Raw genomic sequence first — 26,778 nt, forward strand, 5'->3', positions numbered from 1 at the left:
TTCCCGCGTCCGGTCGTCCGTATCACTGGCTGATACACGCCACACCGGCCCGCGACTGTCACACCTGACCGTTAGCGTTCAGTCCGTCACTCAGCGGGAAGAACAGCCGTACGAAGCGGGGAAGCGGAGGGGGCGGCAGTGACCGAGCCGCACGACGACGATGTGCCGCACGACCTCACCCCGACCGAGGTGGGGATGTGGCAGGCGTTCCGGATCGGCGCCACCTATGACCTGAGCACGGGCAACGCGATGCTCGACGATCCGTTCTCGCCACGCGTCTGGCCGCCCGAGCGGAGCGTGCGGGCCGACAAGGTGGCGCTGCTGCTGCTGGACGGGCCGCCCGCGCTGGCCGGGCGCGTCGCGGCGCTGAAGCTGCGCGGGGTGCAGATCACCGGGACGCTCGACCTGGCGGGCGGGACGATCGGCCCGTATGTGGAGCTGCACGGCTGCCGGTTCGAGAACGAGGTGGTGCTGCCGGAGTCCCGGTTCACCACGCTGCGCATGGTGGGGTGCGCGATACCGCGCCTGGAGGCGGCGCGGCTGCACACGGAGGGCGATCTGCACCTGCCGCGCTGCCGGGTGGAGCGCGGGATGCGGCTGACGGACGCCCAGATAGGCACGGATCTGCTGATCAGCCAGATCCATGTGCGGCCCGACCGGCGTGGCCGGGCGATCGTCGCCGATGGCATGTCGGTGGCACAGGACCTCCAGGCCGAGCTGATCGAGACGTATGGCGAGTTCAGCATGCGCGGCGCGAAGGTCGGCGTCTCGCTGAGCCTGCGCGGCAGCCGGCTGCGGGGCGCGGAGGGCCGGCGGGCGCTGAACGCTCCGCAGCTGAGCGTGGAGCGGACGCTCCATATGACGTACGCCTGGGTCAGCGACACCACGGGCAGTGTGGCCGGGGCGACGCCGCCCGGCGGGCTGGGCCTCGCCAGTGTCCACACGCCGATGCGCGGCACCCGTATGCAGCCCTTCGAGTGCCGGGGCGGGGTGCGGCTGGACGACGGCCGGTTCGGGGACGCGGTGGACTTCCACCACGCGCGGTTCCTGCTGTCCTCGGAGCGCCGGGAGGAGCTGTCGCTGCGCCGGATCGTCACCCCGGAGCTGCGGTTCAACGGCGAGCGTCCGGCGGAGGGGCGGGTGGTGCTCAACGGCGCGAAGGTGGTCACGCTGATCGACCAGTCGACCAGCTGGCCGGGTCCCGGGGGGCTCGCGATGGCCGGCTTCGTATACGAGAACCTCGTCCCGTACGGGCACTTCCCGCTCGCCCGCCGCCTGGAGTGGGTGGCCGCGGCGACCCCCGAGTTCGCCCCGGAGCCGTACGAGCGGCTGGCGGCGGTGCTGCGCAACAGCGGTGAGGACGCGGACGCCCGCGAGGTGCTGCTGGCCAAGCAGCGCAGACGGCGCGAGACGCTGCCGCTGGCGGCGAAGACCTGGGGGTACCTCCAGGACTGGACGGTGGCATACGGCTACCGGCCGGGGCGGGCGGCGCTGTGGATGGCGGTGCTGTGGGCCGCGGGGACGCTGGCCTTCTCGCGGTGCGACCCGCCGGCGATCAAGCCGGGCGAGCATCCGAACTGGAACGCCGCCCTGTACGCGCTGGATCTGCTGCTGCCGGTGATCAATCTCGGCCAGGACGGCTACTGGCGGCTGGGGGGCATATGGCAGTGGGCGTCGACCGTGCTGATCCTGCTGGGCTGGGTCCTCGCCACCACGGTCGCAGCGGGCGCCTCACGCCTTCTCCGGCGCAGCTGACACCCGTACGCCCCACCCGTACACCCCACCCGTGCACCGCTTTCTTTACGTTCTCTTGGCATTCGGCAGCGCAACCATTCCGCCGCCACCAAAGCTTCACAGCACGCCACTGGCGCGGCTCCCACCTGCGGTTTTCAATGGCCGCACCATGTCATTGCTCCGTGCCCTGCTCAGCACCGCCCGCCCGGTCCGGCACACTCCCCAGCTCGCCGACGGGCTGGTGCCGGACCACGCGGTGCTGCTCGACGCGCCGGACGAGCGGCTCGGCCCGGCGCTGGTCGCCGCCGCCCTCGGGGACCACGAGCCGGCCGCCACGCTGCTGGCCGCCACGCGCGGGGCCGCCGAGTGGGAGAGCCGCGACCGGTATGTGACGCGGCTGGCCGCGTTCGCGCACAGCCGGGGCGAGTGGCTGACGCGCTGGCTGGCGGACGCGCCGGGCGACCCGGACGCGCTGCTGCTCAAGGCGGAGGTGGCGGTCCGCAAGGCGTGGGAGTCCCCGGCCCGGGCCGAGCGGCTGCGCGAGCTGGGCCCGCTGATCGACGCGGCGGCCGGGGCCGCGCCGCGCGACCCGGTGCCCTGGCGCCTGGCGCTGGACCACGCGCGCGGCACGCGGGCCACGCACCCGGCCTTCGAGTCGCTGTGGGAGCAGGCCGTTCGCCGGGCCTCGCACCACTACGGGTGCCATGTCGCCGCGCTCACGTACCTGTCCGCGCAGTGCTGTGCCCGGCGGGGGGACGCCCCCCGCGTCCGCCGTGCCCCGCGCCACGGGTGCTTCGAGTGCTTCGACTTCGCCGAGCAGGCCGCGGCGGACGCGCTGCCGGGATCGTTGATACGGGCGCTCCCGCTGCGCGCGGCCTTCGTGCGACTGGTGGCCGGTGACCCCGTCCCCGTACAGCGATCCGGCCAGCAGGAGGAGCGCATCGACGCGGCGGTGGAGCAGGCGATCGAGCTGTCCGGGCGGTACGCGGCGGGCGACCCGTGGCCGGCCGAGATGCGCAACATGCTGGCGTACGTGCTGGTGCGGCGGCAGCGGTGGGCGGCGGCGCTGGAACAGTTCCGGCTGATCGGGCCGTACGCGACGTCGTTCCCGTGGTCGTTCCCGTGGTCATCGGCCGAGGACGATCCGCTCGGCCGGTTCCTCGACGCGCGTGACCGCGTACGCCTCGAAGTGGCGGCGGCCGTCCCGCTGCGCGGACGGGCCGGACGTGGCCGCTCGGGCGGCCATTACGCTTAACCGCTGTGACCACCGCTCGCCTGCCACTCTTTCCGCTGAACGCGGTGCTTTTCCCGGGCCTCGTGCTGCCCCTGAACGTCTTCGAGGAGCGGTATCGCGCCATGATGCGCGAACTGCTGAAGACCGATGAGTCGGAACCGCGCCGCTTCGCCGTCGTGGCGATCCGCGACGGGCGGGAGGTCGCACCCACCGCGCCCGGCATGCCAGACCAGACGGCGCTGCCCGAGAAGGGCCCCGCCGCGGGCTTCGGCGCCGACCCGATCCAGGCGTTCCACCGGGTCGGCTGCGTCGCGGACGCGGCGACGATCCGGGAGCGGACGGACGGCAGCTTCGAGGTGCTGGCGACCGGTACGACCCGGGTGAAGCTGCTGTCGGTGGACGCGAGCGGGCCGTTCCTCATCGCGGAGGTGGAGGAGCTGGAGGAGGAGCAGGGCGACGGGGCGGGCGCGCTCGCCGAGGGTGTGCTGCGGGCCTTCCGCGCCTACCAGAAGCGGCTGGCCGGAGCGCGGGAGCGGTCCCTCACGGCGGACCAGGAGCTGCCGGACGACCCATCGGTCGTCTCGTATCTGGTGGCCGCCGCGGCGGTGCTGGACACCCCGGCGAAGCAGCGGCTGCTCCAGGCGCCGGACACGGCGACACGGCTGCGCGAGGAGCTGCACCTGCTGCGCGCCGAGACGGCGGTGCTGCGGCACCTGCCGTCGCTGCCGGCGGTCGACCTGACCCGCGCTCCGACCAGCCCCAACTGACGGGAGGACACCCGACGTGGCGAAGAAGCCCAAGCAGAACCCGGAAGGGGCACGCGAGACGCGTCCGGCCAAGGGGGGTGGCGGCCGGCGGGCCGGCGGCACCCCGGCGACGGTCGCCCTCACCGCCGCGGGCACGCCCTTCACGCTGCACGCCTACGACCACGACCCGTCCGTCCCGTCCTACGGCGAGGAGGCCGCCGAGGCCCTGGGCGTCTCCCCCGACCGGGTCTTCAAGACCCTGGTCGCCGATGTCGACGGCGCCCTGACGGTCGCGGTCGTCCCGGTGGCCGGCCAGCTGGACCTGAAGGCCCTCGCGGCCGCGGTGGGCGGCAAGCGCGCGGCGATGGCCGACCCGGCGGCGGCGGAACGCGCGACGGGGTACGTCCGGGGCGGCATCTCGCCGCTGGGCCAGCGCAAGCGGCTGCGTACGGTACTGGACGCGTCGGCGTCGAAGCACGACACGATCTGCGTCTCGGCGGGGCGCCGGGGCCTGGAAGTGGAACTGTCCGCCGCGGACCTGGCGGCCCTCACGGACGCGGTACTGGCGCCGATCGGCCGCGCGTAACCCCGCCTTGCCGGCGGCGCGTCCGGGGCGCGGCCGCTGTTTCGGTCCGGTCCGGTCCGGTCCGGTCCGGGCTCGGGGCGGCGGGCTCGGCGGCCGGGGGCCACGGGCACGGCCGCCGGTCCGGGCCGGGATGTCCTTGCGGACGGCGGGCTCGACGGCGGCTCGACGGCGGCCGGGGGCGCGGCCCCGTTCAGCCTGTGGCGTCCTCCCGGGCGGCGGCCCCCGGCGCGGCCGTTCAGCCGGGGCGTCCTCGCGGGCGGCGGGCCCCGGCGCGGCCCGCCTTCAGCCTGGGGCGTCCTTGGGGGGCGGCGGAGCGTCGTACGGCGTGGTGTTCCAGTCCGGTTCCGGGTCGCGGGGCCCGAAGGCGGCCGTGAGGGCCAGGTGGACGAGCATCGCCGCCACCGGCCAGGCCAGCACCGCGCCCTGCGCGTGGAGCTCCAGCGGCGCGTCGAACGTGACCCCGGCGCCGACCGCCCGGGCGTGCGCGGCCACGTCGTGCGTCGGCCCCAGCAGCGTGCCCACGCCCCAGCCGAGCAGCGAGCCGAGCAGGCCGCCCAGCGCCAGGCCCACCACCACCGCGATGCCGCCGTGCCGGTGGAACCAGAACACCACCGCCGCGCTGAGCGCGCCGAAGCCGAGCGCCAGCAGGACGAACGTGCCATCGGCACCGACCGCGCCCTCGCCCTCCGTGTCCTTCAAAAACACGGCCTCGCCGTCCGAGACCAGCGGGATCCGCGGCGCCAGCCACAGCCACAGCAGCCCCAGCGCGATACCCGACAAGGTCACCACGAGCAGCACCAGGGCACCCTGGCGCACCTCCGTCGCCACATCCGGCGCGTCGTCCGCGTCGTACGCCTCCCCCGCCTCCCCCGCGTGCGCCGCGCCGGACGGGTACGGCGGCGGCCAGGCGGAGTCGTGCGGGGACTGCTGGTGGGACGGCTGATGGGACGGCTGATGGGACGGCCGGTGGGGCGGAGTCAGCGGTGCGGTCACCCTGCCATCGTGCCAGGCGACCCCCGGCGTCGCCTCACCGGCCGCCGCCCGCCGCCCGGGCCCCGCACAACGCGTACCTCACCCCGTACCTCACCGCACCGCGGCCCGCCGGTACGCCCAGGTCGCGAGGGCGAGGGAGACGACGCCGACCACCGCGCAGACCGCGAGGTCCAGGCCCACGGCCGCCCAGTCGGGGCGGGCGTCGAAGGTGCGGGCGAGCGCCTCGACCCCGTACGTCGAGGGCAGCAGGTCACGCGCCCAGCCGATGGGCTCCGGCAGCCGGCCGGCCGGCAGCACGCCGAGCAGCAGGGCGGCCGACATCCCGAGCTGGCCCAGCAGCGTGGCGAGCTCCTGGCGCGGCGCGAGCAGCCCGAGCGCCGCACCGAGCCCGGCGAGCGCGGCTCCGGCGAGCGGCACCACCGCGCCCAGCACCCACAGGTGCGTCAGCGGCAGTTGGAAGAGCACCGACCCGACGACGGCCGTCACGACCGTCCCGGGCACCGTGAAGGAGGCGTACGCACCGGCCGCGCCCAGTACCACCGCGGCGGGCGGCACGGGCAGCGTGGCGTAGTGGTCCAGTCCGCCGCTCGCCTTCAGCTGCCCGAAGTACTGCGCGAGCAGGTTCAGCGCGACGAACGCCACGACCAGCACCGACGACCCGGCGACGACCGCCCGCGCCTCCGCCCCGCCGTCCACGACCCCGCGCATCAGGACCATGATCCCGATGGACTGGAAGGTCGCCACGAACAGCAGGGGGATGCGGGCCACCCTCGCCCGCGACAGCTGGGCGCGGTAGACCGCGACGAGCGCGGGCAGCAGCCGCGCCCGGGGCGCGAGTGGGGCGGCACCCGGCTCGTCGTCCACGGCGGCGCTGCGGACCACGCCGGGGGTAAGGGCCTGTGCGGGCACGGTGCTCACCTGACGACGCTCCTGTCCCTCACGTTCATGCCTGCCGGCGAGCTCATGCCTTGACCAGCCCCTTCGCCGCGCCGCCGAGCGCCAGGTACACGTCCTCCAGGCTCGGCGTCGCCAGCGTGAAGTCGTCCAGCGCCGCGAACGCCGCGCCGCCCGTCACCGCCGCGACCGCCGCCCGCGCCTCGTCCGGCGCGAGCCGCAGCACCCACCGGCGTCCCGACTCCTGCGCGGACGCCCGCAGCGCGGCCACCTCGGGCACCTCCAGCGGCGCCCGGTCGCGCCACACCAGCTCCACCCGCACCTCGCCGGCCACCTGTTCCTTCAGGCCCGTCGGGGTGTCGCAGGCGATGACCCGGCCGCGCTCCAGGACGGCGACCCGGTCCAGTACGGTCTCCGCCTCGATGACGTTGTGCGTGACGAGCAGCACCGTCGTGCCGTGCTCGGCGCGCCGCCGGTCGACCGCGGCCCACACGGCCCGCCGCGCCACCGGGTCCATGCCGGTGGTCGGCTCGTCCAGGATCAGCACGGGCCGTGCGCCGACCAGCGCGGCGGCGAAGCAGGCCAGCCGCCGCTGTCCGCCGGAGAGCTTCTTCAGGGGGCGCCCGGCGAGTCCGGTCAGGCCCAGCTCCTCCAGTACGGCATCGCGCCCCGCCCGCGCGTCGCGGGCGGTCAGCCCGCGCAGCCGCCCGGTGGTCTCGGCGGCGAGCGCCACGGTCAGCTCGTCCAGGGCGGTGGACTCCTGCCCGAGGTAGCCGATGAGGCGCGAGGCGCGCTCGGGGTGGCGTACGAGATCGTGGCCCAGCACCTCGACGGTGCCGGAGTCGGGCCGCATCAGGCCGGTCAGCTGGCGTACGAGGGTCGACTTGCCGGCTCCGTTGGGGCCGAGCAGGCCGAAGATCTCGCCGCCGCGCACCTGGAGGCAGACCCCGTCGGTGGCGCGCACCTCGGGCGTCGCGGGCGCCCCGCGCCTGCCGCGCGTGGCGGGGTACGTCTTGACCAGATCCCGCACCGCGCACACCGTACTCACGAGGGATGAGCCTAAAGGGTCGGGCTGCCCGGAATGCGCCCGGGGCGGGCGGGACCGGGGTGCTACTCCCCGGCGGTCGCGTGTTCGGTGGCCGTCCGTACGTCGATCTCGCGCCAGAACCCGGCCCTGATCGCGTACCGGTCGTGCTCGTCGATCTGATCGTCCTTGTGCGCGAGCAGCCCGAACCTGGCCGCGTACCGCAGCAGTTCGCCGTCGATGCGGTGCGGGATGCGCGGGTACATGCTGGACAGCTTCTGTACGTGGGCGGGGTCGGGGAGGCGTGCCATCCAGCGCCGTGCGAAGACCTGGCCGACCTCGAAGGGGTCGCCGCCGACCGTGGTGATGTCCTCCTCCCGGTCGGCCCAGCGCTGCTCGGCGCTGGTGAGCTGGGCGAGGGTGGGCAGCGACGCGGTCTCGGGCGGCTCGCCGGCCGCGGCGCCGGGGCGGTCGACCCAGCCCCGGTCGGACGACCAGCGCAGCGTGGCGTTGGCGGGTGGCGGGGCGGCGGCGGTGTGGGGCCCGGGGGCGCACAGGGCGGCCAGGTCCTTGGGGGTGGGGACGCCCTTGGTGGTGCCGGAGGGGCCGGTCGTACCGGTCGCGGCGTCGCCGTCGCCGTCGCCGTCCTCGCGGGCCGTGCCGTTGACCGCCGTGCCATTGGCCCCCGTGCCGAGGCCCCCCGTGCCGTTGACGGCGGTGCCGTTGACGCCCGCGGGGGCGGCCTCGGCGGCGCGCTCGGCGGAGGCGGCGAGGGCCGACTCGGGCAGCGGGGCGGAGAGGATCGCGGCGATCTCGGGGCGCGGGGCGGTGGGTGGCGCGCAGGCGCCGGTGAGCTCCTTGGCCCGCACGGCACGGGTGATCCATTCGCGGTCCAGCACCCGGCGTTCGTCGGCCTCGGCGACCAGGTCCTCGGACTGGTTGTAGTCGCCGTCCGCGGCCTGGACGGCCCACAGATGGACGGCGACGCCGTGCTCCTTGGCCGACATCAGGCCGGGCAGCAGGTCGCCGTCGCCGGTGACCAGCACGATGTCGGAGCAGGCGCGGTTGCGGGCGAGTTCCGTCAGTTCGGCGTGCATCGCGGCGTCGACGCCCTTCTGGGCCCAGCGGCCGTCGCTGCGGGTCAGGGCGCCCAGCCGGACGGTGACGCGGGGCATGACGCGCAGCCGGCGGTGCTCCGGCTGGGGTACGCGGTCGGGGGCGCCGTCGAACCAGTAGATCCGGAGCAGGGGCTGCTGGGTGTCGGCCTCGGCGCGTTCGCGCAGGCCGTGGATGAGGGCGGTGTGGTCGACGGTGATCCGGGAGCGGGCCGGTTCTCCGGCGAGAAGGCTGGCGGCGGCTCCCAGCAGGTAGCCGGCGTCCACCAGAACGACGCAGCGGTCCACGTGTTCCACCCTCTTTCGGGAACCTCGGGATCGGGAGTTGCTTCGGGTTTCCTTCGAGTCTGCCCGACTGCCGGAGGGTTAACGGCCGGAACTGGATCATCGGCGTGGCGGATCGCCCTCCGCCTCGCCAACGACCGCCGACCACGGTCCGTAATGATCCAAAATGCGGCTGTTATCGGCGTATGTGAGTCTGACAGCGGCCCTGGCCCCTACACCCCACAGGAGGCATCACCATGGCCAAGAACAAGAAGTCGGACCGTAGTCAGCACAAGACGTCGCCCGCCCAGCGCGGTGAGCAGCAGGCCCAGACGTCGGCGATCGAGACGCAGGCGGAGGAGCGGATCTCCCCGGTGACTCCGTCGGACATGGCGCAGAAGGGCCGGCAGAAACGCTTCGGCCACAACTGACCTCGCTGGACGGTGAGTCCATGCGGGAAGGGGCGCACCCGTGACGACGGGCGCGCCCCTTCCTGGGCGTTCGGCCTGCTCAGCCGGCCGGACTCCCGCGAGCCGACTACCCGGCCAGGCAGGACGGGCCGAGCAGCACCTTCAGGTCGCCGAAGAGCGCCGGGTCGGGCTGGACCCGGTGCCGGTCGAGCCGGAGGACCGTGGTCTTCCGGGGGCCCTGGAGCTTGATCCGCACCTCGGTGTTGCCCTTGTGGTGCGAGAGGATCTCGCCGAGGCGGCTGACCATCGGCGGGGTCACCTTCACGGTCGGGATGGTGACGACGACAGGCGCGTTCGTGCCCGCCGACGACAGGTCGGGCACCATCAGTTCCATCGCGACCAGCCGGGGCACGTCCTCGCGCTTGTCGAGGCGGCCCTTGACGAAGACGACGGTGTCCTCGACGAGCTGGGTGGACACCAGTTGGTACGTGGCCGGGAAGAACATGCACTCGATGGAGCCGGCGAGATCCTCGACGGTCGCGATGGCCCAGGCGTTGCCCTGCTTGGTCATCTTGCGCTGGAGGCCCGAGATGATGCCGCCGATGGTGACGACCGCGCCATCGGCGTGCTCGCCGCCGGTGAGCTGGGAGATCGCGGCGTCGGTCTTGTCCGACAGGACGTGCTCGATACCGAAGAGGGGGTGGTCGGAGACGTACAGACCGAGCATCTCGCGCTCCTGCGCCAGCAGGTACGACTTGTCCCACTCGACGTCGGAGAACTCGACGTCCAGGCCGAAGCCCGGTTCGTCGCTGGTCTCCTCACCCATGCCGCCGAAGAGGTCGAACTGCCCCTCGGCCTCCTTGCGCTTGACCGCCACCACGTTGTCGATCATCGGCTCGTGGTGGGCGACCAGGCCCTTGCGGGTGTGGCCCATGGTGTCGAAGGCGCCGGCCTTGATCAGCGACTCGATGGTGCGCTTGTTGCAGACGACCGCCTCCACCTTGTCGAGGAAGTCGGGGAAGGAGGTGTACTTCCCCTTCGCCTTGCGGCACCTGATGATCGACTCGACGACGTTCGTACCGACGTTCCGCACGGCGGACAGGCCGAAGAGGATGACGTCGTCACCCTGGGCGGCGAAGTTCGACTCGGACTCGTTGACGTTGGGCGGGAGCACCTTGATGCCCATGCGGCGGCACTCGTTCAGGTAGACGGCCGACTTGTCCTTGTCGTCCTTGACCGAGGTGAGCAGCGCCGCCATGTACTCGGCGGGGTGGTTGGCCTTGAGGTACGCGGTCCAGTAGGAGACGAGGCCGTACGCGGCGGAGTGCGCCTTGTTGAAGGCGTATCCGGCGAAGGGGACCAGCACGTCCCACAGGGCCTGGATCGCCTCGTCGCTGTAGCCGTTCTTCTTGGCGCCGGCCTGGAAGATGGTGAAGTTCTTCGCCAGTTCCTCGGGCTTCTTCTTGCCCATGACCCGGCGGAGGATGTCGGCCTCGCCGAGCGAGTACCCGGCGATGATCTGGGCGGCCTTCTGCACCTGCTCCTGGTAGACGATCAGGCCGTGGGTGACGCCGAGGACCTCCTTGAGCGGCTCTTCCAGCTCCGGGTGGATCGGGGTGATCTCCTGCTGGCCGTTCTTGCGCAGCGCGTAGTTGGTGTGCGAGTTCATGCCCATCGGGCCCGGCCGGTAGAGGGCCGAGACGGCGGAGATGTCCTCGAAGTTGTCGGGCTTCATCAGCCGCAGCAGGGACCGCATGGGTCCGCCGTCGAACTGGAAGACGCCGAGGGTGTCGCCGCGCTGGAGCAGTTCGAAGGTGGTCGGGTCGTCGAGGGGCAGGCTCAGGAGATCGATGTCGATCCCCTTGTTGGCCTTCACCATCTTGACGGCGTCGTCCATGATCGTGAGGTTGCGCAGGCCCAGGAAGTCCATCTTCAGCAGGCCGAGCGACTCACAGCTCGGGTAGTCCCACTGCGTGATGGTGACGCCGTCGGTGTGCCTGACCCAGACCGGGACGTGGTCGACGATCGGCTCGCTGGACATGATCACGCCGGCGGCGTGCACGCCCATCTGCCGGACCAGGCCCTCCACGCCTCGCGCGGTGTCGATGACCTTCTTCACATCCGGCTCGTTCTCGTACATCGCCCGGACCTCGCCCGCCTCCGAGTACCGGGGGTGGGAGGGGTCGGTGATACCGGAGAGCGGGATGCCCTTGCCGAGGACGTCGGCGGGCATGGCCTTGGTGATGCGGTCACCCATCGCGTACGGGTAGCCCAGCACGCGCGCGGAGTCCTTGATCGCGTTCTTGGCCTTGATCGTGCCGTACGTGCCGATCATGGCGACCTTGTCCTCGCCGTACTTCTCGGTCACGTACCTGATCACCTCGACGCGCCTGCGCTCGTCGAAGTCGATGTCCACATCGGGCATGGAGACGCGCTCGGGGTTGAGGAAGCGCTCGAAGATCAGGCCGTGCGGGATGGGGTCGAGGTCGGTGATGCCCAGCGCGTACGCCACGATCGAACCGGCCGCGGAGCCCCGGCCGGGGCCCACCGCGATGCCCTGGTTCTTGGCCCACATGATGAAGTCGGCGACGACGAGGAAGTACCCCGGGAACCCCATCTGGATGATGACGTCCATCTCGTACTCGACCTGCCGCTGGCGGTCCTCGGGGATGCCGCCGGGGAAGCGGCGGTGCATGCCGCGCCGCACTTCCTCCTTGAACCAGCTGACCTCGGTGTGGCCCTCGGGGATGTCGAACTTCGGCATGAGGTCGCGCTTCTCGAACATGCCGGTGGTGTCGACCTGCTCGGCGACCAGGAGCGTGTTGGCGCAGCCCTGCTGCCAGGCGTCGGAGGAGTCGATGGCGTACATCTCGTCCGTGGACTTGAGGTAGTAACCGGTGCCGTCGAACTTGAAGCGGTCCGGGTCGGAGAGGTTCTTACCGGTCTGGATGCACAGCAGCGCGTCGTGGGCGGAGGCCTCGTGCGCGTAGGTGTAGTGGGAGTCGTTGGTGACCAGCGGCGGGATGCCGAGCTTCTTGCCGATCTCCAGCAGGCCGTCGCGGACCCGGCGCTCGATCTCGATGCCGTGGTCCATCAGCTCCAGGAAGTACCGGTCCTTGCCGAAGATGTCCTGGTACTCGGAGGCCGACTTCAGGGCCTCGTCGAACTGGCCGAGGCGCAGCCGGGTCTGCAGCTCGCCGGAGGGGCATCCGGTGGAGGCGATCAGGCCCTCGGACCACTGGGCGATGGTCTCCTTGTCCATACGCGGCCACTTCTGGAGCCAGCCCTCCTTGTAGGCGTCGGAGGAGAGCCGGAACAGGTTGTGCAGGCCGGTCGCGTTGGCCGCCCAGATCGTCTTGTGGGTGTAACCACCCGAACCGGAGACGTCGTCCCGCTTCTGGTGCGGCTGGCCCCACTGGATCTTGCGCTTGTTGCGCCGCGACTCCGGGGCGACGTACGCCTCGATGCCGATGATCGGGGTGACACCCGCCTTCTTCGCCGAGTGGAAGAAGTCGTACGCCCCGTGCAGGTTGCCGTGGTCGGACATGGCGATGTGCGTCATGCCCATCTCGTTGCAGGCATCGAACATGTCCTTGAGCCGCGCGGCACCGTCCAGCAGCGAGTACTGGGTGTGCACGTGAAGGTGCGTGAACGGCGGCTTCGACACGGCTGCGGCTCCGGGAGGTCGGGGAAGGGGGACAGCTCGGAAGTCTACGACTCCCCACTGACAACGAGCGGCGGGCGACGCGATGCCGGGACGGACCGCGGCTGTCGATCAACGGGGGCACTCGGAGGTACCGTCGCGCGTTGGGATGGACGGAACAGCCGTCCCTTTTGTCATGCGCGCGAATCATGCGCGCAGCCGTTGACGTACGCACCAGGAGGCACCCCGCGATGTCGGTCCCGCAGCCCACCGCCGAGGAACGCGGTGAGCAGATCCTCTCCGTGTTCGGCACCGCCTTCGGCGAGCTCCTGGCCGCCGACCCGGCCGCCTTCCGGGTCAAGTTCCGGAAGATGGCCGGCTCGGCCTTCGCCTTCTACCGTGGCACGGCCTGCCTGTTCTACGCCGACCTCGACAGGGAACAGCGCGGCGGCCCGTACCTGGACGAGCGGACCGGCCGGGTGTGGATCCACGGCGATCTGCACGCCGAGAACTTCGGCACGTACATGGACGCCAACGGCCGGCTGATCTTCAATGTGAACGACTTCGACGAGGCGTACGTCGGCCCCTTCACCTGGGACCTGAAGCGGCTGTCGGCGTCCTTGGCGCTGATCGGCTACGCGAAGGCGCTGAGCGACGAGCAGATCACCGAGCTCGTACGGATCTACGCCGCCGCCTACCGGGAGCGGATCCACGCCCTGGCGACCGGCGCCAAGAACGACGAGGTGCCGCCCTTCACGCTGGACACGGCGGAGGGCCCGCTGCTGGACGCGCTGCGTGACGCCCGGTCGCTGACCCGGTTCGGGCTGCTGGAGTCGATGACCGAGATCCGTGACTTCGAGCGCCGGTTCGCGCCGGGCGGCGGGTCGATCGAGCTGGACGCGGCCACCCGGTACAAGGTGCTGGCGGCCTTCGACGGGTATCTGGAGACGCTGCCCGAGTCCAGCCTGGCCCGGCCGGACTCGTACCGCGTGAAGGACGTGGTGGGGCGGCGCGGCATCGGCATCGGGTCGGCCGGGCTGCCCTCGTACAACATCCTCCTCGAAGGCAACAGCGACGCCTTGGAGAACGATGTCGTGATCTATATGAAGCAGGCCCAGACCCCGGCGGTCTCCCGCCATGTGACGGACCCGGCGGTGCGCGCGTACTTCCAGCACGAGGGGCACCGTACGGTCATCTCGCAGCGCGCCCTCCAGGCGCACGCCGACCCGTGGCTGGGCTGGACGGAGCTGGACGGCGCCGGACAGCTGGTGGCCGAGGTCTCGCCGTACGCCGTGGACCTGGACTGGTCGGACATCGACGAGCCGGAGGAGATCGCGGCGACCGTCGCGGACCTGGGCCGGGCGACGGCGACAATGCACGCGGCGGCGGACGACGAGAGCGGGCACTCCCTGGTGCCGTTCTCCACGGAGCGGGCCATCGACGCGGCGATCGCGGCGGACGAGGAGGGCTTCGGGGAGCTGCTGGTGGACTTCGCGCACGGCTACGGGGCGCGGGCGCGGGCGGACCACCAGATCTTCGTCGACCTGTTCCGCAACGGCCGTATTCCGGGTCTCTGAGGAGCGGCCGGGGAAGTCCGGATCCTTTAGGGACCGCTTACGGGCGGTCGTGGCACACTCTCGGTCGATGGACGACATATCCGTAGCGCAGCTCAGGTGGTTGCGGGCGGCGCTCTTCACGGCACTCGTGGTGACGCTGTCCGTGGCCTCCCATGTGCTGCTGTCGGGGGTGGCGCTGCCGGTGGTGACCGTCGCCGCGGTGGCGGCCGCGGTGTTCGCCGTCGCCTACGCGCTGGCGGGCGCGGAGCGCGGCTTCGGGCCCATCGCGGGGGTGCTCGTTCCGCTGGAGCTGGCCGCGGACACCGTGTTCACGACCGGTCAGCATGTCTGTTACGGGCCGGCCGGCGGCCCGGTCGCCGGCTCTCTGCGCGCGGTCGGCGTCGATGTGCTGTGCGGCGGCGGCGTGGGCGCCCCGCTGCCCGGTGTCGCGGCCGAGGGCGGTGGGGCCGCCGCCCTGCTCCGCTCCCCCGACCCGGCGCTGCCGTGGCTGCTGCTCGCCGCCCACGTCGCGGTCGGGCTGCTCGCCGCGGCCTGGCTGCGGCGGGGTGAGAGCGCGCTCGCCGGGCTGGTGCGGACGGTGGCCGCCTTCGCGTTCCGGCCGCTGCGGATCGCGGCCGCCGCGGTGGGTACGGCGGGCCCGGGCGTACGCCGGGGGCCGCGGCCCGCGAGCCGTCCGCGCGTCTCCCGTACCCGCCTTCTCGTGCACTCCGTGGGGCGGCGTGGACCGCCGTGCCGGGCTCTGACCGCCTGAGCACAGCAGTCCCGTACGACCCTTTTCACCCGGAGAACATGATCATGAGTGCACGCAACAGCCACGCCAACAAGGCCGCGGCCCGCGAGCGGCTGCGCCAGGAGCGCGAGCGCCAGGCCAAGAAGGACAAGGTTCGCCGGCAGGTCACCGTCGGCGTCTCCGCCATCGCCGTCCTGGCGGTGGCCGGCGGCATCGCCTACGGCGTCATGCAGGCGACCAAGCCCTCCCACTGGGAGGCGATGAAGGAGCAGAAGAGCGTCACGGCCCCGAAGAACACCTCGGGCGACAACGGCACCACCGTCGTGATCGGCAAGCCGGCCGCGAAGAAGACGCTGGAGCTGTACGAGGACTCCCGCTGCCCGGTCTGCGCGGTGTTCGAGCAGCAGGTGGGCGCGACGATCGAGAAGGATGTCACCGCGGGCAAGTACAAGATCCAGTACATCGGCGCCACCTTCATCGACAACGCCGATCAGGGCGAGGGCTCCAAGAACGCGCTGTCCGCGCTGGGCGCCGCGCTCAACGTCAGCCCCGAGGCGTTCCTGGACTACAAGGAGGCGCTCTACTCGGCGAAGTACCACCCGGAGGAGAGCGACGACAAGTTCGCCAAGGACTCCTACCTCCTGGAGATCGCCGACACGGTCCCGGCCCTGAAGAGCAACGCGGAGTTCAAGAAGAACGTCGAGGAGGGCACCTTCGACGCCTGGGCGATGAAGATGTCCGAGGCCTTCGACAAGAGTGACGTCACGGGTACGCCGTCGCTGAAGATGGACGGCAAGACCGTCACCGACCCCGGTGGCAAGAACGCCCCCATGACGGCCGCCGACTTCACGGCCGCGATCGACAAGGCGCTCAAGGGATAAGGGCACGGCTTTTGGCCAACGGGAGGGCGAACTCTGCGGAGTTCGCCCTCCTATCGGCTTTACCGATCAGTAATCTGATCGGCCGTGACCAGTCGAATTCTTCCCGCTCCCAGCCGCCGCACGGTCGTCAAAGCCGCTGCCGCCACCGCCGTCGCCGCCCCCGTCCTGGCCTCCGCCGCGCCCGCGGCGGCCGACGTCAAGGCCCCCGCCTTCCTCCATGGAGTCGCCTCCGGCGATCCGCTGCCCGACGGCGTCCTGCTGTGGACGCGCGTCACGCCGAGCCCCGACGCCCTTCCCGGGTCCGGTCAGGGCGCGGACACCGAGGTGAGATGGGAGGTCTCGGAGGACAGAGCGTTCACCCGGACCGTGGCCCGGGGCACGGTCATCGCGACGGCCGCCTCGGACCACACCGTCAAGGTGGATGTCAGAGGCCTCCGCCAGGAGACCGCCTACTACTACCGCTTCACGGCCAGTACGGCCGTCTCGCCCACCGGCCGGACCCGCACCACTCCGGCCGTCGACGCCACCACGTCCGGCGTCCGCTTCGGTGTGGTCTCCTGCGCCAACTGGGAGGCGGGCCATTTCTCGGCGTACCGCCATCTCGCCGCGCGGGCCGACCTCGACGCGGTGGTCCACCTCGGCGACTACATCTACGAGTACGAGACGGGCGGCTACCCCAAGCCGGAGTACGTCATACGGCAGCACGAGCCGAAGCACGAGATCGTCACCCTCGCCGACTACCGTCTGCGGCACGCCACGTACAAGGCGGATGCCCACCTCCAGGCCCTGCACGCCGCGCACCCGGTGATCGCCATCTGGGACGACCACGAGTTCGCCAACGACACCTGGTCGGGCGGCGCGGAGAACCACACGCCGGGCACCGAGGGCGACTGGGCGGCCCGCGTGGCGGCCGCGAAGCAGGCGTACTTCGAGTGGATGCCGGTACGCGCCTCCACCGAGGGCACCGTCTACCGGAGGCTGCGTTTCGGCAGGCTGGCCGATCTGCACCTGCTGGACCTGCGCTCGTTCCGCTCGCAGCAGGTCTCGATGGGCAGCGGCCAGGTCGACGACCCGGACCGCACGCTCACCGGCCGCGCCCAGCTGGACTGGCTGAAGGCAGGGCTGGCCGCCTCGGACGCGGCCTGGAAGCTGGTCGGCACGTCGGTGATGATCTCGCCGGTCGCCTTCGGCTCCCTGCCGGCCCATCTGCTGCAGCCGGTCGCGGAGTTGCTCGGCCTGCCCAAGGGAGGGCTGGCGATCAACGTGGACCAGTGGGACGGCTACACGGACGACCGCAAGGAGCTCCTCGCGCACCTGACGGAACGATCCATCACCAACACCGTGTTCCTGACCGGCGACATCCACATGGCGTGGGCCAACGACGTACCGGTGACGGCAGCGACGTACCCGAAGTCCCGTTCGGCGGCCACCGAGTTCGTGGTGACGTCGGTGACCTCGGACAACCTGGACGACATCCTCCATGTCGCCCCCGGCACCGTCTCACTGGTCGCCGCGGCGGCCATCAGGGGTGCCAACCGCCATGTGAAGTGGGTGGACATGGACCATCACGGGTACGGCGTCCTCGATGTGACCGCGGAGCGCTCGCAGATGGACTACTACACCGTCTCCGACAAGAGGAATCCGGACGCCTCCTCGGCCTGGATCCGCTCATACCGGACGCTCAGCGGAACGCAGAGGGTCGAGCGGGTGTACGCGCCGGTTCGCTAGCGGCCCCCTACGGGTGATTTTCGGCCAATCACCCACCTGTTAACAGGGGATCACACAGTCATGCCGGGTGGTGTGTTCCGTGGACGCAATGGGGACACACCACCCGCCTTGGGTGGCCGGTTCGTTACGCACGCGGCTCGCACCCTCGCGCGGGCCGAAGGATTTCTCCCGGATGTCTTCACTTACTCAACGATCGATTGGGCTGGTTCCCTGCTCATGGAAATCTGACATGGCCACGTAATCTCCCCGCGGTGGCGAGGAAGGCCCTCTCCACAACCCCCCGCGAGGAGTCACCATGCGTGCTCTTGCCCGAATATCCCCGCGTATGCACCGACGTGTCCTCGGTACGGCGGTCATGGCCGGATCCCTGGCCCTCTTCCCGCTCTCCACCCCGACGGGCGCCGCCGCCAAGGCCCCCGCAGTCACCGCCGCGGCCGAGGAGTGCGCCGAGGGCCCGGGCGCGGGCGCGCGCGAGACCCACGCGGGCGCCGGCCACGCACACGAGCCCAACGAGGTGACCGACGCCAAGGCCCGGGCCATGGACGCCGACCTGAGGAAGAGACTGGAGGCCGCGCGGGCCGGCGGCGCCGGCCGGTTCACCGCCGCCGCCACCACCGTCCCGGTCTACTTCCACGTCATCCACGACGGCGAGACCGGAAAGCTCTCCGCCACCGACGTCGGTCGGCAGATGGCCGTCCTCAACTCCGCCTTCGGCGGCCAGGGAACAGGCAACGCCGACTCCGGCTTCCAGTTCTCGCTGGCCGGCACGGACTACACCGACAACGCCGCCTGGTACAACCTCAGCTCCGGCTCGGCCGAGGAGAAGGCCATGAAGTCCGCCCTCCGCAAGGGCGGCGCCGGTGCGCTCAACTTCTACACCGCCAACCTCAGCGGCGGACTGCTCGGGTGGGCGACCTTCCCGTCCTCGTACAAGTCCAACCCCACGATGGACGGCGTCGTGGTGCTCGACGCCTCCCTGCCCGGCGGTTCGGCCACCAACTACGACGAGGGCGACACCGGCACCCACGAGGTCGGCCACTGGATGGGGCTGTACCACACCTTCCAGGGCGGCTGTAACGGCAACGGCGACTACGTGGCCGACACCGCCGCCGAGAAGAGCCCGGCCTACCAGTGCCCCACCGGGCGCGACACGTGCACCAACAAGACGGGTGTTGACCCGATTCACAACTTCATGGATTACACGTACGACGCGTGCATGTACCAGTTCACGGCGGGCCAGGTGCAGCGCATGAAGGACCACTGGACCGCCTACCGGGCCGGCTGAGCCCAGCGGGGGCACGGTGTGCGGACACCGTGCCCCTTTACAGGCTGTCCAGGAAGCCCAGGGCGATCCGCCACGTCCGCTCGGCGGCGTCCTCGTCGTAGTCGGGCAGGTCCGGGTCGGTGTACACGTGTCCGGCGCCCTGATAGCGGTAGACCTCCACATCCGCACCGGCCCGCCGCATCCGCAGGTACCAGGCGTTCAGCCAGTCGTCCGGCTCGAAGGGATCGGGATCGGCGACATGCAGCTGTACGGGCAACTGGTCCACCGACGCGTTCTCCGCCAGGTCCGAAGTGCCGTGCAACAACAGCAGTCCGCGCGCCTTCTCATCACCGAGCGCGAGAGTCTGCGCGAGGGACCCGCCCAGGGAGAAACCGGCGTACACGAGTCCTTGCCCGGAGTAGGGCGCTGCGGCCAGGATCGCCCTCTTCAGCAGCTCTTCCTTGCCGATCCGGTCCTTGACAGCCATGCCCTCCTCCAAACGATCGGCCGTTTGACCGTCGTAGAGGTCGGGCACGTGCACGTGGTGCCCGGCGGCACGCAGCCGGCCGGCTGCGGCGTGCACGGCCGGGCGCAGACCGTAGGCCGAGTGAAAGAGCATGATGTTCATCCGGCCAATCCTGCCAGCTGGATTCGGAGCCATGGAGAACGTACTGCGCCCATTGACCGTCATCGGTGGCTCGGTCGTGCTCACGCTGCTCGTCGGCTACGCGGCCGACGTCATCCTGCGCCGAGCCGACGCCCGGCACCACGAGACCCCGCTGTGGGGGCTGCTGCGCCGCTGCCGGCTGCCCCTTCAGGTCGTCCTCGTCGCCGCACTGCTGCGCGGCTCGTACCGGCAGACGGGGTGGCGGGCCCTGGAGAACCACGAGGCGGCCATAGGCCAGGTGCTGACCCTGGTCCTGATCGGCGCCAGCGCCTGGCTGGTGGTACGGATCGCCGCCGCCATAGTGGAGTCCAGTTATGCCCGTTATGCCTCGTCCACCCGCGACGCGGCCCGGGTGCGCCGGGTGCGCACGCAGGTCACGCTGATCATGCGGATCGTCACGGCGGTGGTCGGCGTGGTGGCGGTCGCGGCGATGCTGCTGACGTTCCCCGACTTCCGCACCATCGGTACGTCGATGCTGGCCTCCGCGGGCATCATCGGCATCGTGGCCGGTGTCGCGGCACAGTCCACGCTCGGCAACCTCTTCGCCGGCTTCCAGATCGCCTTCGGCGACATGGTCCGGATAGGCGACACGGTGGTCGTGGACGGCGAGTGGGGCGTGGTGGAGGAGGTCACACTGACGTTCCTGGCCGTACGGACCTGGGACGAGCGCCGCATCACGATGCCGGTCTCGTACTTCACCAGCAAGCCGTTCGAGAACTGGTCACGCGGCGGCGCCCAGATGACCGGCACGGTCTTCTTCCACCTGGACCACACGGCGCCCGTGAGCCTGATGCGCGACAAGCTCAAGGAGATCCTCGCGGAGTGCCCCGCCTGGGACGGCCGCGACTGGTCCCTGGCCGTCACGGACACCACACCCAGCACGATCCAGGTCCGCGCGGTGGTCACGGCGAAGGACGCCGACGACGTCTGGACGGTGAGGTGCGTCGTACGCGAGCAGATGGTCGCGTGGCTGTGCGAGGAGCACCCGTACGCGCTGCCGCGCATCGCCACGTCCCCGGCGGCGCTGCCGTGGCCGGCCCACGGCAGCAACACGGACCAGCGTCCGCCACGGGCCGCGGAGGTCCACAGCAACAACGCGGACGGCTACGTCACGGACGACGCCCGCCGCACAGGCCGCGGCTGACCCACCCGCAGCCGAGCCGGCGTCCCACGACCCGCAGCCGGAATCCAGCCGAGGCCGCCCACCAGGCCGCACGTCCCACGACCGCAGCCGGCGTCCGGCCGGGGCCAGCCTCCACGCCGCACGTCCCACGCCCCGCAGCCGGGATCCGGCCGGGGCCGCCCTCCAGGCCGCACGTCCCACGACCCGCAGCCGGAATCCAGCCGAGGCCGCCCTCCACGCCGCACGTCCCACGACCGCAGCCGGCGTCCGGCCGAGGCCAGCCTCCACGCCGCACGTCCCACGCCCCGCAGCCGGCGTCCGGCCGAGGCCGCCTCCAAACCCGACGTTCCACGACCCGCAGCCGGGATCCGGCCGGGGCGGGGCCGTGCAGGGTCGGCCCCGCAGGGGACCGGCGGAACGCCCGGGCTCCCCACCAAGGCCGGGCACCCCGCCGGTCCCCGAGGAGCCGAGCCCGGAGGGGCCACGCCCCACCACCCCCGACCGCACCGCCCACGCGCCAGACGCCACGCGTCAGACGTCATGCGCCAGACGCCACGCGCCAGACGCCACGCGTCAGACGCCACGCGTCAGACGCCATGCGCCAGACGCCACGCGTCAGGCGGCCCACACCTCCCTCAGCGCAGACTCCGCACGTCCAGCTGCCGCAGCACGCGGTCGACCACCTCCGGGTCCGCACCCGGCTCGCTGCGCGCGGAGAGCACCTCGTGCCGCGCCGCCGACATCAGCTCCCGCTGGATCCGCTGCATCGCCTTGAACCGCTCCGCCCGCTTCGCGGACGCCGACCGCCGCTCCTCGTCCACCAGGTCGGGGCTGATCCGCGCCCCCACGTCGAATGCGACGCGCTGGAGCCGCTCCTGGAGATCCTCAGGCAGGTCCTCCACCTCCTCGATCTCCTTCAGGCGCCGTTTCGCGGCCCCGGCGGCCCGGACGGCGAGCTTCCGCTCCAGCTCCCGTTCCGCGTCCGTGTCGGCGCGTACGCCGAGCCGCTTCACCAGCCACGGCAGCGTCAGTCCCTGGAAGACCAGGGTCGCCATGATCACGCAGAAGGCGATGAAGACGATCTCGTCGCGCCCCGGGAACGGCGCCCCGTCCTCCGTACGCAGCGGAATGGCCAGCGCCAGCGCGACCGACGCCACGCCCCGCATCCCGGCCCACCACATGACGACGGTCTCCCGCCAGCTCATGGGGATCTCCTCGTTGTAATCCCTTCTCGTATGGAGCCGTTTGGCGAGCCACGTCGCCGGCAGCAGCCACAGCAGCCGTACACCCACCACGCAGGCGACGATCGCCGCGCCCCACCCCAGCATCTGTAGCTCCCGCCCGTCGGCCGTGCCGAAGACGTGGTGCAGCTCCAGGCCGATGAGGCCGAAGGCGATGCCGGTGACGAGGGTGTCGACGATCTCCCAGAAGGTCCGCCCGGCGAGACGGCCCATGACGTCATCGGCGTCCGTGGCGTGTTCGGCGAGGAACAGGGCGGTGACGAGGACGGCGAGGACACCGGAACCGTGCAGTTCCTCGGCGAGTACGTAGCTGACGAACGGCACCAGCAGCGTGAGCCCGGTCTGGAGGGTGGCGTCGCCCAGCAGCCCCAGGAGCCGGTTGGTGAGCCAGCCCAGGGCCAGCCCGACCACGATGGCCACCACGCCGGAGAGCACCAGTTCGCCGGCCGCGCCCGCCCAGGTGAACGTTCCGCCGACCGCCGCCCCGATCGCCACGTGGTACAGCACGATCGCGGTGACGTCGTTGAACAGGCCCTCGCCCTCCAGGATCGACACGAGCCGGCGCGGCAGCCCCAGCGAGCCGGCGACGGCGGTCGCGGCGACCGGGTCGGGCGGGGCGACGAGCGCGCCGAGCGCGACGGCGGCGGCGATCGGCAGGCCGGGTACGACGGCGCTCGCCACCGCCGCGACGGCGGCCGTCGTGACGAACACGAGCGCCACGGCGAGCAGGAAGATCGGGCGTTTGTTGGCCGCGAACTGGCGCCATGACGTCCGCTGAACCGTCGCGTACAGCAGCGGCGGCAGCACGAGCGGGAGGATGAACTCCGGCGGGATCTCGACGTTCGGTACGAAGGGCAGCAGCGCCAGCACCATGCCCGCGAGCGTCATCAGCACCGGCGCGGGCAGTCCCAGCCGTTCCCCGAGCGGTACGGTCAGTACCGCCCCGAGCAACAGCGCGAGCAAGAGAGCCAGCTGGTCCACGGTGCGCCCCTCCGGCCGTCAGGCCACGACGATCAAGGTTTCCACCCTGCCATGCGGGCTACAGGACCCGTCGCATCGCGAGGTGCGGGATGCCCGCGTCCTGGAACTCGTCGCCGTACGCCTCGTACCCGAGCCGCTCGTAGAATCCGAGCGCCTGCGTCTGGGCGTGCAGGTCCACCGCCGTCAGCCCACGCGCGCGTGCCGCCTCCTCGATGGCCCGTACCAGCGCTACGCCGATTCCGAGGCCCCGCGCCGCCTTGGACACGGCGAGCCGCCCCAGCGAGCCCACACCGTCCGCGCCGCCCGTCTTGCCGGCCGCGTGCGGCCCGTACAGCAGCCGACCGGTGCCCAGGGCGGCCGCGTCGGCGCGGCGGACGGCCAGCACATGGACGGCGGTCGCGTCGTACGCGTCGTACTCGATCTCCTCGGGCACGCCCTGTTCGGTGACGAAGACCTCGCGGCGGACGGCGAAGCCCGCCTCACGGTCGGCCTCGGTCACGGCCTCCCGTACGACGAACTCGCTCACGCGCTCTCCGCGGCGATCCTGTCCAGGGCGCTCTGGAGGTCGGCCGGGTAGGTGCTCTCGAACTCGACCCACTGACCGTCCGACGGGTGCTCGAAGCCGAGTCGTACGGCGTGCAGCCACTGCCGGGTCAGGCCCAGCCGCTTCGCCATCGTCGGATCGGCGCCATAGGTCAGGTCGCCGACGCACGGGTGGCGATGAGCCGCCATATGAACCCGGATCTGATGAGTCCGACCCGTCTCCAGTTTGATGTCGAGCAGGGAGGCGGCGCGGTACGCCTCGATCAGGTCGTAGTGCGTCACCGAAGGCTTGCCCTCGGCCGTGACCGCCCACTTGTAGTCGTGGTTCGGGTGGCGCCCGATCGGCGCGTCGATCGTGCCGCTCAGCGGGTCGGGGTGGCCCTGCACGAGCGCGTGGTAGCGCTTGTCGACGACCCGGTCCCGGAACTGCGCCTTGAGCAGGGTGTAGGCCCGCTCCGACTTGGCCACGACCATGAGCCCGGACGTGCCCACGTCCAGCCGGTGCACGATGCCCTGCCGCTCGGCCGCGCCGGACGTGGAGACGCGGTACCCGGCCGCCGCGAGGCCGCCGATCACGGTGGTGCCGGTCCAGCCGGGGCTCGGGTGAGCGGCGACGCCGACCGGCTTCACGATCACGACGATGTCGTCGTCGTCGTGCACGATCTCCATGCCCTCGACGGGCTCGGCGACGATCTGTACGGGGGCGGGGGCACCGGGCATCTCGACCTCGAGCCACGCGCCACCGCTGACGCGCTCGGACTTGCCGACCGCCGCGCCGTCGACGAGCACCTTCCCGGCGGCGGCCAGCTCGGCCGCCTTGGTACGGGAAAACCCGAACATACGGGCGATGGCGGCGTCGACGCGCTCGCCTTCCAGGCCATCGGGAACGGGCAGCGTACGGATTTCCGGAATGGTGCTCACCCGTCGAGTATGCCTTGTCAGTCCTTGTGGACGGTCCCGTCGGGGTCCAGCCCCTTGAACGACAGGATCACAATCAGGATCCCGCCGCACACGATCGCCGAGTCCGCCAGGTTGAACACCGCGAAGTGCGCGGGCGCGATGAAGTCCACGACCGCGCCCTCGAAGACGCCGGGCGCACGGAAGATCCGGTCGGTGAGATTGCCGAGCGCGCCGCCCAGCAGCAGCCCCAGCGCGATCGCCCAGGGCAGGCTGTACAGCTTGCGCGCCAGCCGGATGATCACCACGATGACCGTCGCCGCGATGCAGGTGAAGATCACCGTGAACGCCTCGCCCATCCCGAACGCCGCGCCCGGGTTGCGTACCGCCACGAACCTCAGCAGGTCACCGATGACCCGGACCGGCTCCTGGTGCTCCAGCTTGGCCACCACGAGCATCTTGGTGCCGAGGTCCAGCAGGTACGCCACGAGGGCCACGGCGAAGAGCACCACGACGCGGCGCCTGCCCCTGGGCTGCTCGGCGGGCGCCGCAGCCTCGTCGTCAACATCCGGCGTACCGATGACGCTCTCCGCCTCTGCCACGTGAGTCCCTCAACCTAGGTGCCTGACTGTGCACGAGGGTACGGCACACACGTACGGACCCGGCCTCCTCAGCCCCGCCGTTCCTGCTTCTGCTTGTCCTCCACGCACAGGGTGGCGCGCGGGAAGGCCTGCATGCGCGCCTTGCCGATGGGCTTGCCGCACACCTCGCACAGTCCGTACGTTCCCGCGTCGAGCCGTTGCAGGGCGTGCTGGGTCTGTTCCAGGGTGGCGCGGGCGTTGGCGGCGAGCGCCATCTCGTGCTCGCGCGTGATGTTCTTGGTGCCGGTGTCGGCCTCGTCGTGCCCGGCGCCGTCCCCGGAGTCCCGCATCAGCCCGGACAGGGCCTCCTCGGAGGCGGCGATCTCCGCCTGGAGGCGGACCACCTCGCTCTCCAGCTCGGCGCGCGCCTCCGCGACCTCCTCGGGGCTCCAGGGCTCCTCCCCGGGCCGTACGGCCAGCTCCTCGGGCGCCGTCTCGGCGATGCCCCGGGCGGGGGGTACGGCCGAGGCGGCCGGCGCCGGGGTCACATCCGCGGTCTTCTTCGCTGCCACTGTCCTGGCTCCTGTCTGCTCCGCGGCCTGGGCCGCCCCCTCGTGTTCCGCGGCCTTCCCGGCCACGCCTTTCCTGCCCACCCGCCCGGCCTCCCTCCCGCCGGACACCTCCTTGGCGGTCGCCTTCTTGGCGGTCGCCTTCTTGGCGGTCGCCTTCTTGCCGGGCCGCGCCTCAGTCGCGCCCCCCTCCCGCCCGGCGGCCGCCTCCTCGGCGACAGCCTTCTTGCCCACCGCCTTCTTACGAGGAGCCGCTTCCTCACCGGCCCCGGCCCCCGCCGGCTCGGGAACCGCTTCCTTGGAGGCGGCCTTCTTCGCCACGGCCTTCTTCGCGGCAGCCTTCTTCCCCGGCGCCTTCTTACGAGGGGCCTCCTCAGCCGGCCCGGCCCCCGTCACGGCGGCCTCCCCCTCCGGAACCGCGCCCTTGGAGGCCGTCTTCTTCGCGGCGGCCTTCTTGGCGACCGCCTTCTTACGGGGAGCCGCCTCCTCACCGGGCGCCGCCCCAGCCAGGGCGGCCTCTCGCTCGGAAACCGGACCCTTGAGGGCCGCCTTCTTTCCGGCCGGGGCCCTCGACGTGGTGGCCTTCTTCACTGCGGCCTTCTTCACCGCGGCCTTCGTCGCCGGGGCCTTCTTCACCGCAGCCTTCGTCGCCGGGGCCTTCTTCGCCGCGGCCACCTCCTTGGCGGGGGCCTTTTTCGCGGTGACTTTCTTGCCCGGCGCGGCCCGCTCCGTCGCCTTGCCGGCCCCCGCGGTCTTCTTCGCGGCAGCCTTCTTGGCCGGCACCGTCTTCGCCGTGGTGGAGGTGCCGGTCTTCTTCGCCGCGGCCTTCGCCGCGGGCGCACCCTGCGTGGACGCCTTCTTGGCCGGAGGTCTCTTCGCGGCACCCTTGCCGGCAGCCTCCGCCTCCTTACCCGCCGCCCTCTTCCCGGGCGCCGCCGCCTCCGCCGTCTCGGCGCGCTTCGCGGCCCTGGTGGCCTTCTTCGCGGCCGCGGTGTCGCCCCGTGCCCGCTCAGCGGCCGTCGAAGCCATCGAGGCCGTCCCAGCCGTCTTCTTCGCCGACGCGGCCCGGGCAGCGGTCTTCTTCGTCACCGTCTTCCTGGCCGTGGCCGTGGCCTTCTTCGAAGCCCCGGCCGCCGTGCTCTTCTTCCCACTCGTGTCCTTGGCCGCCGCGCCCGTGGCGGTGGATCTCGCGGACGCCGTCCTCTTCACGGCGGTCTTCTTCGCCACCATCTCGCGGCCCCTTCACATATTGTGATCTTGCTCGCGAATCGTGCTGGGACGATAAATCGACTGGGGCCCCGCGGCAACGGGGCACGCCGCCGGTTCCGGTCGTCCCATGCCCGCGGCAAGGCA

At 71.7% G+C, this 26,778-nt stretch carries 23 protein-coding genes; 12 read left to right on the forward strand and 11 right to left on the reverse strand.

Annotated features, from left to right (window positions below; translation table 11 throughout):
- The first annotated feature begins 138 nt into the window (after nucleotides 1–138).
- The 4 genes from QWM81_RS24180 to ybaK all read left to right on the forward strand — a co-directional run bounded on the left by QWM81_RS24180 (nucleotide 139) and on the right by ybaK (nucleotide 4,300).
- The gene (locus QWM81_RS24180; RefSeq protein ID WP_290114438.1) at nucleotides 139–1,755 is read left to right on the forward strand and encodes an oxidoreductase; all 1,617 of its coding nucleotides are present in this window, start codon (nucleotides 139–141) and stop codon (nucleotides 1,753–1,755) included.
- A 148-nt stretch (nucleotides 1,756–1,903) separates the two neighbouring features.
- Nucleotides 1,904–2,989, forward strand: coding sequence for a hypothetical protein (locus tag QWM81_RS24185; RefSeq protein ID WP_290114439.1), 1,086 nt, complete (start codon nucleotides 1,904–1,906; stop codon nucleotides 2,987–2,989).
- Between the two features lie 5 nt (nucleotides 2,990–2,994).
- Complete coding sequence (locus QWM81_RS24190; RefSeq protein WP_290114440.1) at nucleotides 2,995–3,735, forward strand: LON peptidase substrate-binding domain-containing protein; 741 nt, start codon at nucleotides 2,995–2,997, stop codon at nucleotides 3,733–3,735.
- A 16-nt stretch (nucleotides 3,736–3,751) separates the two neighbouring features.
- The gene (gene ybaK / locus QWM81_RS24195) at nucleotides 3,752–4,300 is read left to right on the forward strand and encodes a Cys-tRNA(Pro) deacylase (RefSeq protein WP_290114441.1); all 549 of its coding nucleotides are present in this window, start codon (nucleotides 3,752–3,754) and stop codon (nucleotides 4,298–4,300) included.
- Nucleotides 4,301–4,582: 282 nt separating this feature from the next.
- Here the strand turns inward: ybaK and QWM81_RS24200 are convergent, their stop codons facing one another.
- From QWM81_RS24200 to QWM81_RS24215, 4 genes are all read right to left on the reverse strand, one after another.
- Nucleotides 4,583–5,293 (reverse strand): DUF2567 domain-containing protein, encoded by a 711-nt coding sequence (locus QWM81_RS24200; RefSeq protein WP_290114442.1) that lies wholly within the window; start codon nucleotides 5,291–5,293, stop codon nucleotides 4,583–4,585.
- A gap of 90 nt (nucleotides 5,294–5,383) precedes the next feature.
- Nucleotides 5,384–6,211: an ABC transporter permease gene (locus QWM81_RS24205; protein ID WP_435372440.1), complete on the reverse strand. Its 828-nt coding sequence runs from the start codon at nucleotides 6,209–6,211 to the stop codon at nucleotides 5,384–5,386.
- 43 nt (nucleotides 6,212–6,254) lie between these two features.
- Nucleotides 6,255–7,226, reverse strand: coding sequence for an ABC transporter ATP-binding protein (locus QWM81_RS24210; RefSeq protein WP_290114475.1), 972 nt, complete (start codon nucleotides 7,224–7,226; stop codon nucleotides 6,255–6,257).
- A gap of 71 nt (nucleotides 7,227–7,297) precedes the next feature.
- Nucleotides 7,298–8,623: an NYN domain-containing protein gene (locus QWM81_RS24215; protein WP_290114443.1), complete on the reverse strand. Its 1,326-nt coding sequence runs from the start codon at nucleotides 8,621–8,623 to the stop codon at nucleotides 7,298–7,300.
- 224 nt (nucleotides 8,624–8,847) lie between these two features.
- Between QWM81_RS24215 and QWM81_RS24220 the strand changes: the two genes are divergently transcribed.
- Entirely contained in the window at nucleotides 8,848–9,021 is a 174-nt protein-coding gene (locus tag QWM81_RS24220) for a hypothetical protein (protein ID WP_290114444.1), read from the forward strand.
- Between the two features lie 106 nt (nucleotides 9,022–9,127).
- Here the strand turns inward: QWM81_RS24220 and dnaE are convergent, their stop codons facing one another.
- On the reverse strand, nucleotides 9,128–12,667 hold the full coding sequence (gene dnaE / locus QWM81_RS24225; protein WP_290114445.1) for a DNA polymerase III subunit alpha: 3,540 nt from the start codon (nucleotides 12,665–12,667) through the stop codon (nucleotides 9,128–9,130).
- Between the two features lie 227 nt (nucleotides 12,668–12,894).
- On the opposite strand from dnaE, the gene QWM81_RS24230 reads away from it, so the two are divergent.
- From QWM81_RS24230 to QWM81_RS24250, 5 genes are all read left to right on the forward strand, one after another.
- Nucleotides 12,895–14,220 (forward strand): DUF2252 domain-containing protein, encoded by a 1,326-nt coding sequence (locus QWM81_RS24230; RefSeq protein WP_290114446.1) that lies wholly within the window; start codon nucleotides 12,895–12,897, stop codon nucleotides 14,218–14,220.
- Nucleotides 14,221–14,287: 67 nt separating this feature from the next.
- Complete coding sequence (locus QWM81_RS24235; protein WP_290114447.1) at nucleotides 14,288–14,971, forward strand: hypothetical protein; 684 nt, start codon at nucleotides 14,288–14,290, stop codon at nucleotides 14,969–14,971.
- A gap of 44 nt (nucleotides 14,972–15,015) precedes the next feature.
- On the forward strand, nucleotides 15,016–15,831 hold the full coding sequence (locus QWM81_RS24240) for a DsbA family protein (protein WP_290114448.1): 816 nt from the start codon (nucleotides 15,016–15,018) through the stop codon (nucleotides 15,829–15,831).
- A gap of 84 nt (nucleotides 15,832–15,915) precedes the next feature.
- Nucleotides 15,916–17,559, forward strand: a complete 1,644-nt coding sequence (locus tag QWM81_RS24245) for an alkaline phosphatase D family protein (RefSeq protein ID WP_290114449.1) — start codon at nucleotides 15,916–15,918, stop codon at nucleotides 17,557–17,559.
- 325 nt (nucleotides 17,560–17,884) lie between these two features.
- Nucleotides 17,885–18,844, forward strand: a complete 960-nt coding sequence (locus QWM81_RS24250; protein ID WP_290114450.1) for a zinc metalloprotease — start codon at nucleotides 17,885–17,887, stop codon at nucleotides 18,842–18,844.
- Nucleotides 18,845–18,881: 37 nt separating this feature from the next.
- Here QWM81_RS24250 and QWM81_RS24255 read toward each other — a convergent pair whose 3' ends face one another.
- The gene (locus QWM81_RS24255; protein ID WP_290114451.1) at nucleotides 18,882–19,451 is read right to left on the reverse strand and encodes a dienelactone hydrolase family protein; all 570 of its coding nucleotides are present in this window, start codon (nucleotides 19,449–19,451) and stop codon (nucleotides 18,882–18,884) included.
- A gap of 31 nt (nucleotides 19,452–19,482) precedes the next feature.
- Here QWM81_RS24255 and QWM81_RS24260 point away from each other — a divergent pair, with 31 nt between their 5' ends.
- On the forward strand, nucleotides 19,483–20,634 hold the full coding sequence (locus tag QWM81_RS24260) for a mechanosensitive ion channel family protein (RefSeq protein WP_290114452.1): 1,152 nt from the start codon (nucleotides 19,483–19,485) through the stop codon (nucleotides 20,632–20,634).
- Nucleotides 20,635–21,248: 614 nt separating this feature from the next.
- On the opposite strand, the gene QWM81_RS24265 is transcribed toward QWM81_RS24260, so the two are convergent.
- From QWM81_RS24265 to QWM81_RS24285, 5 genes are all read right to left on the reverse strand, one after another.
- The gene (locus tag QWM81_RS24265) at nucleotides 21,249–22,835 is read right to left on the reverse strand and encodes a Na+/H+ antiporter (protein WP_290114453.1); all 1,587 of its coding nucleotides are present in this window, start codon (nucleotides 22,833–22,835) and stop codon (nucleotides 21,249–21,251) included.
- Between the two features lie 58 nt (nucleotides 22,836–22,893).
- Nucleotides 22,894–23,361 (reverse strand): GNAT family N-acetyltransferase, encoded by a 468-nt coding sequence (locus tag QWM81_RS24270; RefSeq protein WP_290114454.1) that lies wholly within the window; start codon nucleotides 23,359–23,361, stop codon nucleotides 22,894–22,896.
- Entirely contained in the window at nucleotides 23,358–24,299 is a 942-nt protein-coding gene (locus QWM81_RS24275; protein WP_290114455.1) for an RluA family pseudouridine synthase, read from the reverse strand. The genes QWM81_RS24270 and QWM81_RS24275 overlap by 4 nt, the downstream gene beginning before the upstream one ends.
- 17 nt (nucleotides 24,300–24,316) lie before the next feature.
- The gene (gene lspA, locus QWM81_RS24280; protein ID WP_290114456.1) at nucleotides 24,317–24,877 is read right to left on the reverse strand and encodes a signal peptidase II; all 561 of its coding nucleotides are present in this window, start codon (nucleotides 24,875–24,877) and stop codon (nucleotides 24,317–24,319) included.
- 68 nt (nucleotides 24,878–24,945) lie between these two features.
- Nucleotides 24,946–26,208: a TraR/DksA family transcriptional regulator gene (locus QWM81_RS24285; RefSeq protein ID WP_290114457.1), complete on the reverse strand. Its 1,263-nt coding sequence runs from the start codon at nucleotides 26,206–26,208 to the stop codon at nucleotides 24,946–24,948.
- Between QWM81_RS24285 and QWM81_RS24290 the strand changes: the two genes are divergently transcribed.
- Nucleotides 26,198–26,680: a hypothetical protein gene (locus QWM81_RS24290; RefSeq protein ID WP_290114458.1), complete on the forward strand. Its 483-nt coding sequence runs from the start codon at nucleotides 26,198–26,200 to the stop codon at nucleotides 26,678–26,680. The genes QWM81_RS24285 and QWM81_RS24290 overlap by 11 nt on opposite strands.
- Nucleotides 26,681–26,778 lie beyond the last annotated feature (98 nt).

This window comes from Streptomyces ficellus, assembly GCF_030406405.1.
In the GTDB taxonomy this organism is placed as follows: domain Bacteria; phylum Actinomycetota; class Actinomycetes; order Streptomycetales; family Streptomycetaceae; genus Streptomyces; species Streptomyces ficellus_B.